General features: G+C 34.4%; 15 protein-coding genes. 2 read left to right on the top strand and 13 right to left on the bottom strand.

Translation table 11 applies throughout. The features are described from left to right. Positions 1 to 18: 18 nt before the first annotated feature. From SJY30_RS18490 to rsgA, 12 genes are all read right to left on the bottom strand, one after another. Positions 19 to 768 (bottom strand): hypothetical protein, encoded by a 750-nt coding sequence (locus SJY30_RS18490; protein ID WP_396633566.1) that lies wholly within the window; start codon positions 766 to 768, stop codon positions 19 to 21. Continuing rightward, positions 755 to 1,318, bottom strand: coding sequence for an RNA polymerase sigma factor (locus SJY30_RS18485; protein ID WP_396633565.1), 564 nt, complete (start codon positions 1,316 to 1,318; stop codon positions 755 to 757). Before SJY30_RS18485 ends, SJY30_RS18490 begins: the two co-directional genes overlap by 14 nt. Positions 1,319 to 1,454: 136 nt before the next feature. Continuing rightward, positions 1,455 to 2,432 carry a polyprenyl synthetase family protein gene (locus SJY30_RS18480; protein ID WP_396635345.1) on the bottom strand — a complete coding sequence of 326 codons (978 nt, stop codon included), beginning with the start codon at positions 2,430 to 2,432 and terminating at the stop codon, positions 1,455 to 1,457. 660 nt (positions 2,433 to 3,092) lie between these two features. Next, positions 3,093 to 4,136 (bottom strand): 23S rRNA (adenine(2503)-C(2))-methyltransferase RlmN, encoded by a 1,044-nt coding sequence (rlmN, locus tag SJY30_RS18475; protein WP_396633564.1) that lies wholly within the window; start codon positions 4,134 to 4,136, stop codon positions 3,093 to 3,095. A gap of 104 nt (positions 4,137 to 4,240) precedes the next feature. Beyond that, a complete protein-coding gene (gene queA / locus SJY30_RS18470) occupies positions 4,241 to 5,290 on the bottom strand; it encodes a tRNA preQ1(34) S-adenosylmethionine ribosyltransferase-isomerase QueA (RefSeq protein ID WP_396633563.1) in 1,050 nt (349 codons plus the stop codon). A gap of 79 nt (positions 5,291 to 5,369) precedes the next feature. Further along, a complete protein-coding gene (locus tag SJY30_RS18465; protein WP_396633562.1) occupies positions 5,370 to 6,599 on the bottom strand; it encodes a 3-phosphoshikimate 1-carboxyvinyltransferase in 1,230 nt (409 codons plus the stop codon). A gap of 37 nt (positions 6,600 to 6,636) precedes the next feature. Then, the gene (locus SJY30_RS18460; protein ID WP_036156250.1) at positions 6,637 to 6,963 is read right to left on the bottom strand and encodes a nucleotide pyrophosphohydrolase; all 327 of its coding nucleotides are present in this window, start codon (positions 6,961 to 6,963) and stop codon (positions 6,637 to 6,639) included. An 8-nt stretch (positions 6,964 to 6,971) separates the two neighbouring features. Further along, positions 6,972 to 8,948, bottom strand: a complete 1,977-nt coding sequence (locus SJY30_RS18455) for a transglutaminase domain-containing protein (RefSeq protein WP_396633561.1) — start codon at positions 8,946 to 8,948, stop codon at positions 6,972 to 6,974. 70 nt (positions 8,949 to 9,018) lie between these two features. Continuing rightward, entirely contained in the window at positions 9,019 to 10,965 is a 1,947-nt protein-coding gene (locus SJY30_RS18450; RefSeq protein ID WP_396633560.1) for a transglutaminase, read from the bottom strand. A gap of 9 nt (positions 10,966 to 10,974) precedes the next feature. Continuing rightward, positions 10,975 to 12,867, bottom strand: coding sequence for a DUF3857 domain-containing protein (locus tag SJY30_RS18445; RefSeq protein WP_396633559.1), 1,893 nt, complete (start codon positions 12,865 to 12,867; stop codon positions 10,975 to 10,977). 78 nt (positions 12,868 to 12,945) lie between these two features. After that, positions 12,946 to 13,398 carry a D-aminoacyl-tRNA deacylase gene (gene dtd / locus SJY30_RS18440; RefSeq protein ID WP_396633558.1) on the bottom strand — a complete coding sequence of 151 codons (453 nt, stop codon included), beginning with the start codon at positions 13,396 to 13,398 and terminating at the stop codon, positions 12,946 to 12,948. Continuing rightward, positions 13,395 to 14,348, bottom strand: a complete 954-nt coding sequence (gene rsgA / locus SJY30_RS18435; RefSeq protein ID WP_396633557.1) for a ribosome small subunit-dependent GTPase A — start codon at positions 14,346 to 14,348, stop codon at positions 13,395 to 13,397. Before rsgA ends, dtd begins: the two co-directional genes overlap by 4 nt. Positions 14,349 to 14,455: 107 nt before the next feature. Between rsgA and SJY30_RS18430 the strand changes: the two genes are divergently transcribed. Beyond that, complete coding sequence (locus SJY30_RS18430; RefSeq protein WP_396633556.1) at positions 14,456 to 15,268, top strand: hypothetical protein; 813 nt, start codon at positions 14,456 to 14,458, stop codon at positions 15,266 to 15,268. A gap of 191 nt (positions 15,269 to 15,459) precedes the next feature. Beyond that, entirely contained in the window at positions 15,460 to 15,897 is a 438-nt protein-coding gene (locus SJY30_RS18425) for a hypothetical protein (protein ID WP_396633555.1), read from the top strand. A 58-nt stretch (positions 15,898 to 15,955) separates the two neighbouring features. On the opposite strand, the gene SJY30_RS18420 is transcribed toward SJY30_RS18425, so the two are convergent. Continuing rightward, the gene (locus SJY30_RS18420) at positions 15,956 to 18,046 is read right to left on the bottom strand and encodes a DUF5723 family protein (RefSeq protein ID WP_396633554.1); all 2,091 of its coding nucleotides are present in this window, start codon (positions 18,044 to 18,046) and stop codon (positions 15,956 to 15,958) included. Positions 18,047 to 18,050: the final 4 nt, after the last annotated feature.

The raw sequence follows: 18,050 nt of genomic DNA, 5'->3' as shown, positions 1-18,050 counted from the left end.
AAAACGATTTGTGATTGATTAATTATTGCGGTCTGCCACTGCAGTTCGCACTTTTATAAAACCGGCTTTTAGGGAATCAAAAATTTGGTCTCGGAAAGATTGATCAAGTTCTTCTTCAACCTCTGTCAACAAAGCCATAGCATCGACAGTATTATCTGTATTAAATATTCGCTCTCTTAAAATTTCATCTTGTGCCCGTTTCAATAATGAATCTACTTCTGCATCTGTAACCACGCTACTTTGCTCCAAAACATCTACTTGAGCTACTATATCCGCAACTTTTGAATTAATGATTTCATCTGATACTTCTAATCTAGTATTGGAAATATCTGTAGACACATGTTCTACTGCAGCTACTTCTATAGCATCATTTAAAATGATATTTTCTTTTGTATTAGACACTTCAACTTCTACCTTTTCTACAGGTATACTCTTTGGCTTAGTTTCTGTTTGCAGAACAACTATGTGTTTTTCTTTAAGATGAACTGGGTCTTTAGTGATTACTTCTTCAACCTTATCTTCGTTTTCTATCTCTACCAATTCTATTGGAGATTCGTTTAACTCATTAATACCATTAAAATAAAATAATGCAACACCCAACAACACTATAACGCTAGCGGCAACACCCATCCATAAATACACAGGTTTCTTCTTTGTATCATCATCTTTTAATTCTGATGCTATTTTAGACCACCCATTTTCTGACGGATTAATCTCCCGTTCTTGAAACTTGGTTTTTATATGTTTTTCAAATTTATCGGTTTCCATACCCTATAATATTTTGTTGCCTTAATTGATCTTGAAGCAATTTTCGGGCTTTTAATAACTGAGTTTTTGAAGTGCTTTCGGTTATAGAAAGCATTTCTGCAATTTCTTTATGCTTATACCCTTCTACGGTATACAGCACAAATACCATTTTATAGCCTTGTGGCAAAACATCTATCAATTGTTGAATATGCTCTGTATCTAAATCTGTACTTTGCGATATTTCTTCAGATTGATTCTTTTCGTACACCTCATCATCATACACTACAAACTGTTGTTTTCGTAAATAAGAGATACTTTCCCTGATCATTATCCGCCGTAACCAACCTTCAAAACTACCTTCAAACTTAAATGTATCTAGCTTGTTGAATATTTTTAGAAAACCTTGCACCATTACATCTTCTGCAAAATGAATATCTTTAATATACTGACGGCAGACACTCAACATTTTTGGAGCATGTTTTTTATACAAACGCTCTTGCGCATCGCGGTTACCCGATGTTGCTTTTTTAATGAGCTGCTTCTCGTTTTTATAAAAAGGTATAATTTTCAAAATATTGGTTTGGTCTTCTATTAGCATAGACGCAGAAGAAGAACATATAGTTGCCTGAAGATAAATAAAAATTAAAAATAATTTACAACTAACTGAAATACAATTAATTAAACTTAAAAATTATTAATAGAAATATTTACTTTTTACGATCTACCACATAGTTTACCATCAATTCCAATGCACTTTTGTACTCAGATTCTGGATATTCACTTAGCAGTCCCAAAGCCTCATCTTTATACTGTAACATTTTAGTTACCGCATAATCCAATCCGCCTTTTTCTTTTACAAAAGCAATAACTTCCTTGACGCGCTTTTTATCTTGGTTATGGTTTTTGATAGAATTGATGACCCAGCTTTTCTCTTTTTTGGTACAGTGGTTTAGCGCATATATTAATGGCAAAGTCATTTTTTGCTCTTTAATATCAATACCGGTAGGCTTACCTATTTGTTTGGTTCCATAGTCAAAAAGGTCATCTTTGATTTGAAATGCCATTCCGCAGAGTTCTCCGAATTTTCTGAAAGTTTCTACATCTTCGCTTTCTGGCTTTACTGAACAAGCACCGAGAGAACAGCAGGCTGCTATCAATGTTGCCGTTTTTTGTCTGATAATATCATAATAGACATCTTCGGTGATATCTAAACGTCTAGCTTTCTCTATTTGCAACAACTCGCCTTCGCTCATTTCACGAACGGCAACAGAGATAATTTTAAGTAAATCGAAATCTTCATTATCTATAGAAAGTAAAAGACCTTTAGACAACAAGTAATCGCCTACTAAAACAGCTATCTTATTTTTCCACAGCGCATTTATGGAGAAGAATCCTCTACGTTTATTACTTTCATCAACCACATCATCATGTACCAATGTTGCGGTATGTATCAGCTCTATAACCGATGCTCCGCGATAGGTACGCTCGTTCACCTCTCCGTTATTCAGCATTTTTGCCGTTAGAAAAACGAACATAGGGCGCATTTGCTTTCCCTTGCGGTTTACAATATAATGGGTGATTCTATTGAGTAGTGCAACCTGAGAGGTCATTGAATCTCTAAACTTCGATTCAAACAGCTCCATTTCCTGATAGACAGGTTCCTTTATTTGTGCTACTATTTTCAGTTGCTCTGTATTAGAACGCTAAAATTAGTCAAAAGCTAGCAGTTAACAGTACTAGGAAAGGAGATAATGGTTTAAAGGGATTGGTTGTTGGTTGTTGGTTGTTGGTTGTTGGTTGTTGGTTGTTGGTTGTTGGTTGTTGGTTGTTGGTTGTTGGTTGTTGGTTGTTGGTTGTTGGTTTAAACGCTTCGCGTTTTTAGTATTAAGTATAAAGTACTAAGATGTTACGTTAGCAATTACTCCAGTAATTCATATTAATTAATACCTTGTATTTTCTAAGTTTAGCTTTGCTAAATACAACACTTCGCAACAAGTCTGTTTTCTAAACTCTATTTTCTCTTTTCTTACTTCAGACTTCCTACTTAATACTTTGTACTCTTTACTTTGTACTTTCTAAGTTTAGCTTTGCTAAATATAACACTTCGTAACAAGTCTATTTTCTAAACTCTATTTTCTCTTTTCTTACTTCAGACTTCCTACTTAATACTTTGTACTCTTTACTTTGTATTTTCTAAGTTTAGCTTTGCTAAATATAACACTTCGCAACAAGTCTATTTTCTAAACTCTATTTTTTCTTTTCTAACTTTAGACTTCCTACTTAATACTTTGTACTCATTACTTTGTACTTTCCACTTCGTACCTTGCACTTATTACTTTGTACTTCTAACTTTTATTCGCCAACTGCCCACATGCGGCATCTATATCCTTTCCTCTAGAACGACGAACGGTTACTATAATATTATTCTTCTCCAATGAATTTACGTAGCGGTCTATGGCTGCGTTAGAGGCTTGTTTGAACTCTCCGTCATCAATAGGATTATATTCTATCAAATTTACTTTTGATGGTGCAAATCGACAGAATTCCACCAAAGCATCTACATCTTTCTGTGTATCGTTGATTCCGTCCCAAACTACATATTCATACGTAATCCGACTTCTTGTTTTTTCATACCAATACTGTAACGACTCTCTTAAATCGCTCAAGGTAAACTTGGCATTGAATGGCATTATAGAAGTACGTATTTCATCAACTGCGGAATGTAAAGAAACCGCCAGTTTGAATTTTACTTCATCGTCTGCCATTTTACGAATCAACTTTGGCACTCCGGAAGTGGAAACCGTAATTCGCTTTGGAGACATTCCCAATCCGTCAGGGGAAGTAATCTTATCAATTGCCTTTAAGACATTGTTATAGTTCATTAAAGGCTCTCCCATCCCCATAAAAACGATATTGCTCAACGGTCTTTCAAAATACAATCTACTTTCATTGTCTATAGCAACTACTTGATCGTAAATTTCATCGGGATTCAAATTACGCATTCGTTTTAAACGAGACGTTGCACAGAACCTACAGTCTAAACTACAACCTACCTGACTAGATACACAGGCAGTGGTTCTTGATTTTGTAGGAATCAATACCGACTCCACAATTAAATCGTCATGCAAACGAACGGCGTTTTTAATGGTACCGTCACTACTACGCTGCATTTGATCCACCTTAATATGGTTGATAACAAAATTAGCTTCTAGCATTTCCCTGGTTTCTTTTGACAGATTTGTCATTACATCAAAAGAATAAGCGGCTTTTTGCCATAACCATTCGTAAACTTGATTACCACGAAAAGCTTTGTCACCATTAGAAACAAAGAACTCCCTAAGCTGCTCTCGCGTTAGTGCCCGGATATCTTTTTTCTTTATTTCTTCCATCTGTTTAAAGGTAGGTATTACTAGTGATAAAAATCCCGCTTTCTCAATATGTAGATAAAGCGGGATTTTTTAATTGTCCTTTTAAAATAAGGAATTTTGTATACTTAGATAATCAACATGGCATCACCATAAGAATAGAACTTATAGCTTTCCAATATTGCTTCTTTATATGCTTTGTTCATTAAATCATGACCCATAAATGCAGATACCATCATCAATAATGTCGATTTTGGTAAGTGGAAATTGGTAATCATGGCATTTGCAATACTAAAATCATACGGAGGGAAAATGAACTTATTCGTCCAACCTTCATATGTATTCAATGTTTGCTTAGAAGAAACCGCACTTTCCAATCCACGCATTGCAGTTGTACCTACAGCACAAATACGACGCTTCTGTAACTTTGCATTATTAACGATTTCCGCAGCTTTTTCATCAATGAACATTTCTTCACTGTCCATTTTGTGCTTAGAAAGATCTTCAACCTCAACTGGGTTAAAAGTACCTAAACCAACATGCAATGTAAGCTCAGCAAAATCAACACCTTTAATTTCTAAACGCTTTAATAAGTGCTTAGAAAAGTGAAGACCAGCAGTAGGGGCAGCAACTGCACCTTCATGTTTTGCATAGATAGTTTGGTAACGACCCTCATCTTCTGGCTCAACATCTCTCTTTATATACTTAGGCAAAGGTGTTTCACCCAGCTCTCTCAATTTTCTTCTGAAATCTAAGTAAGCACCATCATATAAGAAACGTAATGTTCTACCTCTAGATGTAGTATTATCAATAACCTCAGCTACCAACGTTTCATCATCACCAAAATATAGCTTGTTACCAATACGTATTTTACGTGCTGGATCTACAAGAACATCCCAAAGACGTTGCTCTTCGTTCAACTCACGTAAAAGAAAAACCTCGATACGAGCACCTGTTTTTTCCTTGTTACCGTATAAACGTGCAGGAAAAACTTTAGTGTTGTTCAAAACCATAACATCACCTTCATCAAAATAGTCGATCATGTCTTTGAACATCTTGTGCTCAATTTTTCCGGTATCTCTGTGGATTACCATTAATTTAGACTCATCTCTATTTTCAGATGGATGCTCCGCCAATAATTCTTCTGGAAGCTCAAAATTAAAATTTGATAATTTCATGTAGCTGTTATATTTAATGTAGCAAATTGCGGCTGCAAATATACAATCTGCAGGTAGGCCTTGTCAAGTAAAACACTAATTATAATTCTTTTATCCCGAAATCAAGCTGTTTTAAGTCGTTCCAAAAATCTGGATAAGACTTTGAAACTACTTCTGCATCATTCACAAACAGCGTAGTTTTCATAGCCAATGGAGCAAAAGCCATAGCCATTCTATGATCGTTATAGGTATCTATAGCCACATCTGCATTGATTTCAGTACTTGGCACTATGGTAAGCGTTTTATCAGTTACTGAAATATTTGCCCCCAATTTAGATAGTTCTGTATTAAGAGCTTCCAATCGATCGGTTTCTTTAATTTTTAAGGTATGTAGACCTGTTAAATGGCACCCTACTCCTAACCCGAAACACGTTACCGCAATTGTTTGTGCAATATCAGGTGCGTTGGCCAAATCGATTTCATTTTCTGTCAATACCTTTTTGTCTGTCTTTTTTAAGGTAACCTTATTTTCGCCAAAAGTAGTTTCTACACCAAATGCCGTATAAATATCCGCAAGAACGCTATCTCCTTGAAGACTTTTCTGCTTGTATGCAGATAACGTGATTTCAGTACCCGGAGCGCCAAGTGCACAAATTCCATAAAAATAAGATGCTGAACTCCAGTCAGATTCAACCACTAATGTTGTTGGCTCTACTTTTGCTTTCGGCCATACTTTAATAATATTACCTTCAAAAGAGGTTTCTACACCTATTTCTTCAAGTAATGCCAAGGTCATTTTTATATATGGTACCGAAGTAATTTTACCGACCAGTTCTAATTCCAATCCGTTTTCTAAACTTGGTGCAATTAACAACAAAGAAGATATGTACTGACTGCTCACATTTGCAGGTAAACTTACTCTCTCTTTTACAATACGTTGACCTTTTATTTTTATAGGTGGATAACCTTCATCTTGAACATAAGAGATTTCTGCCCCTAAGGTTCTTAATGCTTCTACAAGTATTTTTATAGGTCTTTCGGTCATTCTTTTGGATCCCGTAAGAATAACATCTTTACCTTCTTGAGAAGAGAAATACCCTGTTAAAAAACGCATTGCCGTACCCGCATGATGAATATCTACCGTACCTTCTGAAATTTCCAATCCCTTTGCCATTACCTGGGCATCATCAGAATTTGAGATATTCTCTATTTTGATATCCGGAAATAATGCAGCCAATAATAAACTACGGTTAGATTCACTTTTAGAACCTGTAATAGTTATTGTATCTTTTAATTGATGATTTGACGGACCAGTTAGGTGAAGTTTCAAAGCGTATGGTTTTAAAAATAGAACGCCAAATATACGCCTATTTCAACTTTTTATTGTTGTGATGACGGTCATGATCACGCTTTGTTTTTAAATCTAACTTTTTATCAAAAGCTTGTTGTAAATCGATACCAGTTTGATTTGCCAAACACAGCACTACAAACATTACATCTGCCAATTCTTCACCAAGATCTTTGTTCTTGTCAGATTCCTTTTCACTCTGCTCACCATAGCGTCTAGCAATAATTCTAGCGACCTCTCCTACTTCTTCGGTTAACTGCGCCATATTGGTAAGCTCGTTAAAGTAACGAACGCCATGTTCCTTAATCCAATTATCTACTTCTAGTTGTGCGTTTTTGATGTTCATATGATATTCTAAATTTTTTCAAAAACAATTAAGGATTGATTTTGACTTTTTACGGCTTCATTAAAAATTTGTTTTAATCCTGTATAATATCCATTAGGATAATGTGCTGAATTCAAATCAAAAGTAAAAAATAAATTAAGGGTACCACTTGTATTAGCAGATACATTTAACTTTAGAACACCTCCATTATCTGGCATGGTAAAACTTTTATTTTCCGGTATTGATTTTACCTGATACCCATCTGGTATTTTAATGTTCACAACATATTGATATTTCATTGGATAACCAAAATCAACCGGGTAGTTTCTCTCTGAAGCTACAAAAGGATTCTTATCAAAGAATTTAATCACAAATGGATTTAAGTAAATATTATCTCCCTGAATTAAATTTTCAATTTCAAAATTAAACCTTTCGGTAATTTTCTTTTCATTAGAGTATTTTAATATTTTTTCGTGTGAAGTAATATAGAAATCGTCTGAAATCTCTTCTTCTAATTTTTCAATATAACTTTCTTCCTTTACTGTTGACAATACTTCATCTTGAGCTACTTTGTTATACCCAGAATTTATTAAATCAAACATCCCTGTTAGCTTTTCTTCATTTGGATCGATAGTCATTTGAGCACGTAACATAACAGCATTTGACTTTTCTGGCATAATATCATACCAATAACTATTATTATCAAAATCCATAACCCTACCGTAGTAATTTAAACAACGAAAAGGTAGCATTCCAAAAGGCATATACTTATCAGTAGCATCCAACAAATATGATTCACCATCAATATCAACTTTTGCAACTATATAATTAAAATCGTTCATTACCGGATGGGTCTTCTTTGGTAATCCTCTTTTTCGAGTGGCCATAACCATCATATTTGTTTTAATGCCAGCAGCGTTTAAAAGGTTTATTAACGCAATATTTATTTCGGCTACATTACCTTTTTTTTCATCAAAAGCCTTTTTAACCTTATTACCTTGCCAAATACTATATTTTTCATTCCAAGTGAAATGATTTTTCACAAACTCATAAATGTTCTTGGCACGGGTAATTTCATCACCTTCCGTCAATAAACTTACATCTACATTCTTTTCGAAAAAATTCTTCTTCCTTAGTTGACTACCTATATCCTTGTCCGTTTTAAATTCTTTATCTACATCTTCCCAAGATTTGGTATATCTATCTGTACTGCCGTAAAAACTTTTATATTCAGAAAGTTCAAACTCTAACTTAGATTTATAGTTATTAGATGAAAGCATAAATTCTTCAGAATCTTTAAATGCAGGAATATCTTTCATGATATATTTTAAAGATTCGCAATCGCTATCATCTTTAGTACCTGGAAAACTAAAACAACCTTTTACAATATCAGCGTCATTTACATCTAAATCCAAACTTCCTTTCAAACTTCTATTATAAAGCCAATTACCGGGTATTTTAGCATTAAATTCAGAGTACAGCTTAGGAATATCGGATTGAAAATCCCAACCTGTAAAATTAAAGTAAAAAGGAGATTGCATTTCATATTCATATTCAACGATAGACCCTTCTTTTACATTAGGAAAAGTGAATTTTGTTTGCGTCCATTTATCATTAACTTCCTCATTGAAAAACTCACTAGTCTTTACAGAATGCTTAATTTCTCCGTTATGTGTAAAAGCCTTTATATTAACAATTTTCTCTTTTCTCTTCTTGGAACGGTACAATGGTATTTCAATATTTGTATATTCAAAACCTTCTTTTTCTAGTATTTTAATCTTAGCATGATACTTTGTTATTAAGTAGATATAATCATCTCTAATTTCAAAATAATTGTCACCATACTCATACAGATAAACTGCTGTTGCTTCCGCATCTTTTTGATATGAAGCAAATTCACTTTCTGATTTTGAAATAACACCGAATTCTGGCTTTTCTTGAGAGATACCGCTTTGAAAGTAAAAAAATAATGCGCAAAAGATTGTTGTTACTCTAAAATAGGGCATAAATAAATAGTAATAAATTGATGAATATTATTGGATAAAGATTTATCCTCAAACTTGATTCTTGAGTTTCCTAAATTTTCTCTAACATGACTTTTTCCGAGTGTTTCTCAATAATCTGGCGATAAAATTCTTTCAGCTGCTCGTAATTCTCACTAGAAACCAAAGATTTATTAAAACTGATTTTAGAAGAAATTTGAAGGGTATTTTTCAAATTAGTTACTTGAAAGTGAAATTGCCCTAATTTATTTGGTAAAGAAAGTATTTTATTCTCCGGTAAAGCTCCTACTTGATAATTTTCTGGAAGTTCAATATTAATTATAAAACGATCTTCCCATGGATAACCAAAATCAACTGGAAATTCCCTTTTTTCAGTTTTAAAAGGCGACTCTAGTTGAGATAAGTATAATAATGGGGAAAAATATAATTTATCTCCAGTATCATCAACACTCTCTTCTATATTAACATTATAAGCTTGATTTAAATTTTTGTCTGGTTGAACTGCATCCTTAATGTTAAAATCAGATATTTCAACTCCAACATATTCTGTTTCCAAATCTTGAATATATTCTGCTTCAGTTATATTATTATACCTTTCCCTTAAAAGCATTGCATAATAATCTGAATAACGTTGTTTTACAGAACCTTCAAAATTTAAAGCATCATTAAGAACCAAGTTCACCATAGTGGTCTCTATAGATTTTCTTTCAGGGGACATATCAACCATCTCTCCGGTGCCGTCTTTTTTAATCGCTCTCCCAAACCAATTTAAATCTCGCATGGGCAAAACATCGACAGCACTATACTTTTCAGTAGCATCTAAGACAGTATAAGAATCGCCATTTTTTATACCAGCGATTACATAATTGAACCCTTTTAAGGTAGGAAATAATTGAACTCCATGATCTCTGGTGCTTAAAATTACTGGGTAAGCGTCTAGGCCGGCATATTTTAGACAATTCACTAACAATAAATTTATGTCACCAGTATTACCTATCCCCTCTTTATATGCCTTTTTTACACCTTCCTCAGTCGCAACACCGTAATTTTTGTTCCATTTGACCTTGTCTTTTACAAATTGTAGAACGGTCTGCGTTCGTTGTTTATCATCTGTAATCGCTTGCAAGGCTTTGTCCAAATCCTCTTCAAAAAAGTTTTTCTTTTTCAACTCATTTCCAAATGAAGTATTCTTGTAAATCGTCTCCACAACATTTTCCCAAGATTTTGCAAAATTTTCCGTCATCTCACCCGGAAATTGAACAGATACAATTTCAAAATCTACTCCTGCTCTGTAATTGTTAATATTGCTAACATAGCTCTCATCTATTAAAGCTGGAATATTTGTAAGGCTATATGAAGTTACAATATCATAGGTGCCAACTTGATTGTTCATTACTCGATCTGTTTTTGGGTTTAGTACCAAAAAACCTTTTTGACGTTGATTGAATCTGAAGTAATCGAAAATAGCCATACTAGCTTTAAGTCGTTTTACGGGTATTCCTTCTTGAAAACGAAACTCATCAATACTGCCATAGTAAGGAGATATAATTTTATACTTATACTCCAAAACACTACCTTCCTTCACCTTTGGCATAGTAAGTTTTACTTGGTTCAAACCTTTTGAAAACTCAGATTTAAATATGCCATCTTTTTCTAACTTAGTCTCAACTATTTTATCATCTATTAAAGAGTACGTAAAACCCTTTATCTTGGAAACCACCTCTGAACTGCCAACACCTTTACTTAAATTTATAATTTTGGTCGCGTAATCAAAGCCGGCTTTATCATAAATCTTTACACGCTCATGTATGTCTGTTACAAGGGACAATCCGCTATTTTGAGTGTAGACGTAATAAGACTTTCTATATTTATAAAGGTAAGCTGCGACAGCAGAAGAATCTGAAGGATACGATTGCTCGATTAATTCTTCTTTCGACACCTTTCCAAAATCAAACTCTTGAGCATTACATATTAATGAAAAGAACAGAGTTATGGATATAACTATTTTAATCTGAGACATATTTACTAATTATTTATTTAATACAATTTTCATGTTATCATACTTTTTAATTTTCTTTCGAAAATCGCGATAACCATCATATTTACTTTTATCGTAGAGCCCGCTCTTCATCTGAATTTTTCGTTTGTAACGCAATTGATTTTCAGCAATTCTCTCTATTGACATTTCATAATTGCCAAACTCTGAAGTTATGATTACTGGAGTGGGTAATTTTCCGAGCTTATAATTTACAGGCAGTTTTATATCTATTTCATCATTGTCTGTATAACCTCTATCTATTTCAAAAGATAATTTCCTATCATTATACCGACTTGGAACATATTTACTCGCATTAAAAGCATTGGGTTTGAACAATAAGTCATCTCCCATTTTCGTAACGTATGATTGTGTTGACAACCTTATTTTTTCAGTTAATCGAATATTGTTCTTATCATGGTCAAAAATTATCTCATCTAAGTTTAAGCCATTGATATTACTCCAATATTCAGTATAATAGTCGTTTTTATCTTTTTCAGATAGTGACAATACTTCAGCATGACTATCATACTGAATACCATAGGTTTCCATTTCTAAATTAGCGGTTATACCTCCAGAATCAGTAACTTCCATTTCACCTATGGTTTTCTGTAAATTATTGTCGTTCAAATATTTGTGGGTATGCTTTATTTCACCTCCAGATGGTTTAATCACGAGCACGTCCCTATCATCTGTAAAATCACCTAAAAATCCGAATGGAATCTTTTGACTTGTACATTCTAGCCATATATCATTTTCTTCGTTAGGTACATTCAGAATAACATGGTTACCTTGCATGATCGCAAAATCTTTTTCCATGCTAAGTTTTGATCTACCAGCATGTACCACACTGTAGTAAGATTCTATACCTTGAGATTTTAGTAGTGCTTTTGTGTAATTTGTTAAACCCTTACAATCCCCGTATTTTACTCTATCTACTTCTTCTGCCGAGATTGGCTGCCAACCTCCTATACCAAGTTGTACCGAAATATAGCGCGTATTATTTTGAACATATTCATATACTTTCTTTATTTTTTCAACCCTGTCTGTAATCCCAGTAAGCTTTTGTTTCATTAGGCTGATAGTAGCCTCAGGTAATATATCACGGTTAACCAGTAAACTATTATACTGCCAATTCCCCATCGATTCCCAATCTTTAGCGACCCCATCAACTCCTTCTAAATGAAACTCTTCTAAAGCAATCATAAGCTGAGGTTCGTAGTGATAAAAAGAAGGACTTAAAGCTTCTCTTTTTTGTGCAGCTATATCGTTCATTTCATAACTTACATGAAATTCAGATGATTTATTTACAATAGCATAATTATCAAAATTCTTTTCTTTTTTCCTCCACTTTAATGATTTATCAATCTGCATATTAAAAAGACTTCGCTCAACACTAACCATATAGTCATCAATAGGCATCCATCGAGGTAAGAATGCCGTGTTAGGTGTTGTATAAGTATATGAAAAATCAACAGTATAAGGGTAGGAAGTCGGTGTATATCGAAATACCTTGACCCTAGAATCGCCATACAATGTTCCTCCATCAACTGCACTAACATCTATAAAATCCTTTCTTCTTATTTTTTCAATTTCTACCCCTCTATCATTATAAATATGCGCTATTATATCTGTTATTTTAGTTTTGGGATTGTAAAACGCGTAGGGTTTTATCGAACTCTCACCCGCTTTCTTTAGAATGGTAATAACCCTACGATTGGTTACCTCCATTTTATTTTTTGCAGTGATTTCAACATATGTTTCATCTAACCGAACTACCGCATTGGCATTTTCTTTTAAAGAGTCATTTATTGAAGAGACAGAGTAGTTTGTTTGAGCGCTTAAGACCGTAGTAAAGATCAAGCTCACTAATAAAAAAAATCGCATTATTTTTAGTTTGGCTGAGCAATACTAACGATAAAATATAATTTTTCTTACAAAATTTTTAAAAAAAATTAATAATGCTTATTCTTTATTTTTCGTATCTATTTGTATGGTAACAGGTCCATCATTCAACAGTTCTACCTTCATATCCGCACCAAATATACCTGTACCTATTTTCTTCCCCAACTTTGATTCTAGCGTAGAAATGAAAGATTTATATAACGGAATAGCTACGTCAGGTCCCGCTGCTCTTATATATGAAGGGCGATTCCCTTTTTTTGTACTGGCATGTAAAGTAAACTGACTGACAACTATTGCATCACCTTTTGTAGCTAAAAGCGACCTATTCATCACTCCGTCTTCATCGTTGAAAATACGTAGGTTTGCTATTTTATTCGTTAACCAGTCAATATCAACTTGGTTATCTTCATCCTCAATTCCTACAAAAATGAGCAGTCCTTCATTTATGGAACTGATTTTTTTCCCTTCAACCGTTACACTTGCTTTTGAAACTCTTTGCAGTACTACTCTCATTTTTTCTCGTCATGTATATCTACCCTGTAATTCTCGTCTTCGCCTTTTATCATCTGTAAGTAACTATTATACCTACTCCATGCAATATCACCATTTTCCAAGGCATCTTTTACAGCACATTTTGGTTCGTCTACATGAATACAGTTATTGAATTTGCAATCTTGTTTCAGTTCAAAGAACTCTGGAAAATAGTTTCCTATTTCCTCTTTTTCCATATCTACGATCCCGAATCCCTTAATACCCGGAGTATCTATAATTCTGGCATTAAAACTCAGGTCGAACATTTCTGCAAAGGTGGTTGTATGCTGACCTTGAGCGTGCTGTTGAGAAATTTGTTTGGTCTTAATATCTAAATCTGGTTCAATGGCATTTACCAATGTGGATTTACCTACACCTGAGTGACCGGAAAACATAGAGGTTTTACCTTTCATCATTTCTTTGACCTTATCTACATTCTTACCTGTAGCCGCAGAAATACCAATACAGGTATAACCTATATTACGATATAAGGCTGCCAAAAATTTAATCTCATCTAACTCCTCTGGCGCATATGTATCCACTTTATTGAAAAGTAATACTACAGGAATCTCATAAGCTTCGGCAGTAATTAAAAAACGGTCTATAAAAACCGGATAGGTTGGCGGGTTGTTCAACGTAACCAATAAAAAAACTTGATCTAAATTGGCTGCTATGATATGGGTCTGTTTAGAAAGGTTTACCGACTTACGTATAATGTAATTCTTGCGGGTTTCAATTTCATTGATAATACCAATGGTATCATCGCCAATTGTCTCAACCTCAAAGCGAACGCTATCACCAACAGCAACCGGATTCGTACTTTTAATTCCTTTAATTCTAAACTTCCCTTTTATTCTACATTCATAGAAATCACCATCTTCTGCCTTAACAGTGTACCAACTCCCCGTAGATTTATAAACAATTCCTACCATTTACCCTTAAATCCGTCCATTTATACAAAGTAAGTGCTTTAAATATAAAAATTAATATAAATTTGAAAATAGAACTACAATAGTAAATAATAACCAAACTCTAGAAAATGAAATTCATTAAAAAATCATTACTGATACTATCGTTATCGGTATTCACTTTTGGGGCCGCCCAAGAAACTATCACGAATGAATCTGTAGTACAAATGGTCGAACTTGGTTTTGACGATTATATGATCATAGATAAAATAAATACTTCTGATGTTAAGTTCGATGCCTCTATTACAGCATTGGGTCAAATGAAAAATGCAGGTGTTTCATCTGAAATTCTGTCATTGATAATGGATAAATCAAAACAGAACACAAAATCAAAAACAGGTATCTATTATACCGATGCCAATGGTGAAGATAAATTGGTTCAGCCAAGTGTTTTCTCTGGTTCCAACTCTAACCAAGTAGCACAGAAACTGGTTTCTAGTTTTATCAACGCAAAGAAAAAAGCACAATTGCCTAAAACAAAATCTAATAATGTTATTCGCCAAAGTCAGCCTGAATTCACCTTTATCTTTGACCCAAGTGTAACCGAGGTTGATAACATGCAGAACAACCAAGGTAATAACGCAGGTATATTTAACTGGTGGTTTAGAATGGCAAGTAACCCTAACGAGTTTGTTTTGGTTAAACTTACGGTAAAAGAGAAAAAGAATCTTAGAGAGGTAATTACCGGCAAAAGCAGCTGGGTCACTAGCAGTAGCGGTATTGACCCAAAATACGCCCTTAACTTCGCTATAGAGGAAATTGAAGGTAACAAGTTTAAAGTTACTCCTGATTCTTTAGAGCCAGGTGAATATTGCTTCATCTACCAAGGTCAAGTACCACAGGGTAGAGAGAACCAATCTGTTTTTGATTTCTCGATTCAATAGAACAAGAACATATAATTTATAGTCTGTCCCGATGCTTTCAGTATCGGGACTTTTTTTTTGACTACTGGTTTTTAGGTATTTTTTCGTGATGGTTTCATATTATTTTACAATGATATTAAGGGTATTTCTTGCTGTTCTTTATTTTACATTTTACTTTTCATGCTAAATAAACTTTAAGAAAAATCACTATCATGAAAAAAATCATTTTACTCAGTTTTGCCCTTATGGGAATGGCTACAATTACAGCACAGGAATACAAGGTCATTACCAGTGTTGAATCTATTGTACCTAGCGGATTAGGCAGATCAAGAATCATAGATGCCAATGCCGATAGAGATTTTAAGGAATTTACGTCTGAGCAGACCGAAGAAGACAATACACGAAACAAATCTAAACGTGGAGATATTAGGGTTGAGGATTTTGAAGAAACCAAATTGCTTAACTTTTATAATATTGCGGGAATTCGTTTTCAGAACATTGCAGCAAATGATGCCCTTATCTCTTCAAAACTAAGTGATATGGCACAAAATGGATGGGAGCTTGTTTTTGTTACCAGTGGTGTTGAAGCAGATGCAGGTAATACAGATGGTCAAGGTATTTTCATTACCCGTTATATCTTTAAAAGATAAAACCAAAAAGCATAAAAAGCCCGGTAAAACCGGGCTTTCAATTTTTATCTACTTGAGTTTACTGCGCTAAGTTGATCTCTACACGCCTGTTCTTCTGCCTGCCATCTTTATACATATTGGTAGCAATTGGTTTGCTTTCCCCATAACCTATTGCGGTTAATCTAGAGGGTGAAATACCGCCGTTGATTAGAAATTGTAGTACGGCTTGTGCTCTTTTTTCTGATAATTTTTGATTGGTTGCTTCTGAACCTATACTATCCGTATGACCTTCAATAGTGAAATTAGCATTTGGGTATTCATTTAAAATACCAATAATATCTACTAAAACAGGTGTTGATTCATCTTTAAGTGTTGATCTACCTGTGTTAAACAAGATTGTTTTTGCATACTCGTTCAATGATTTTTGAACCTCAGCGGTAACCACCGGCTCAGGACAACCCTTATTAGCCACAGTTCCCATTTCATTAGGGCACTCATCATCTTTATCTAAAACAGCATCGCCATCAGAATCTGCCCAAGGACAACCGTTATTTTCTGCCGGACCAACCTCATCAGGACATTGATCTTCATTATCCAATATACTATCACCATCACTATCAACCCATGGACAACCGTTATTTTCAACTGGTCCGGCTTCATCTGGGCATTGATCTTCATTATCCAAAACAGAATCTCCGTCCGTATCTCCCCAAGGGCAACCATTATTTTCTATAGGTCCGGCTTTTTTAGGACAACCGTCTTCTTTATTTGGTATACCGTCTCCATCAGAATCTTTTGGCTGACCATAATAAACAGGCACTTTTAAACCTGCATATACATCCGCCCCTTGAATTTCATTTCTTGTAAATGTAGATATCAACGAACCTGAGCCGATATAAAGTGGCCCAGCACGTAACCCCGCACCTATTTGCATACCGCTATACTGATAGCTACTAAAAGGCAAATAGAAACTAAACCACTTACTTTCAAAACGAGGAGTCAAAGAAAATACATTTGCGACCCTTTGATTGTTTTCACCGGCCGAACGCATTGACAAATCTGTATTGAAGTTTAAATAAAAATGGTTTTTGATATTCCAATCTGCATTGAAATGTAAAGCCGTAGGCAAACCTGCCTTTAAATCTTCTGTAGCTTCTGTAAACGTGTACAAATTTTGTAAATCATCAGAATCTTCGATATTATCGTAATCTTCTTGCGTAATGGTGTTATTGATATTGTATATATCTACCAAACCAGCTTTATAATTTACCGACCCTACATCTGTAAGTGACAAGCCAAACTTAAGCTTGTACTTATTCTTATCTTTCATTACTGTTTTTTCACCGTCAGCACCGGTAACTACATAATCTTCATAATTAGGTCTCCATTCATAAACGAAACCTAAATCAAAGCCAAATCCGTTTGCATCGGGTACTTCATAATCGTAATTATCATCATCATAGTCATCTGCACGACCGTAAATTAAATCTCCGGTAGATTCCAACGTACCTATTGTTGAATTATCAGGTAAGGTGGCACCATCAGCATCATAATCAATGGTTACATTTCTTCCGCTTCCATAGGCATTACCAAATCCTTTTAAGTATTTCAACGAAAGACCCGCTTTTAAAAAATGCTCGTCTTTGTTCCATAATTCTTGTGCGTAAGTAACACCTACTTCTGCCCAACCGTGACCAGAGGCAAAGAAATCGCCCTCATCGACCAAAAAGTCTTGACTTTCATCAATACTGTCATCAAGGTCGTCAATACTTTCACCGTTAAATTCATTACCGGTAACAAAACTTCTTGCTCTGGTAAATATGGCTATAGATGATTTTTTACCTATGTTGAACATGAATGATGGTCCTAATATATCTACGTTACCAGAAAAATTATTATTGTCGGTCAACATGAGGTTGGCATCCCTATCAAAATCAAAATCGCTTGAAATTAAATCTGAATAACCTACACCTACGTAATCATTGGCAAGAAAACCACTAGCCCCTATTAAGTTGATATCGGTTTTAAAACGAGAATCGGCTATGTTAGCCGGGTTTGATATTACACTGTTTACACCACTGTAATTGTCAGTCAAAAACCCAACGTACGATTGTGCTTTTGCCGATAATGAGGCAATCATTAAAATTGCCACTAATGCTACTTTCTTCATATTT

Source organism: Maribacter sp. R86514, from assembly GCF_044597005.1.
GTDB lineage: Bacteria > Bacteroidota > Bacteroidia > Flavobacteriales > Flavobacteriaceae > Maribacter.
Note: the sequence above shows the minus strand (reverse complement) of the source record. Positions and strands in the feature narration are given on the sequence as shown.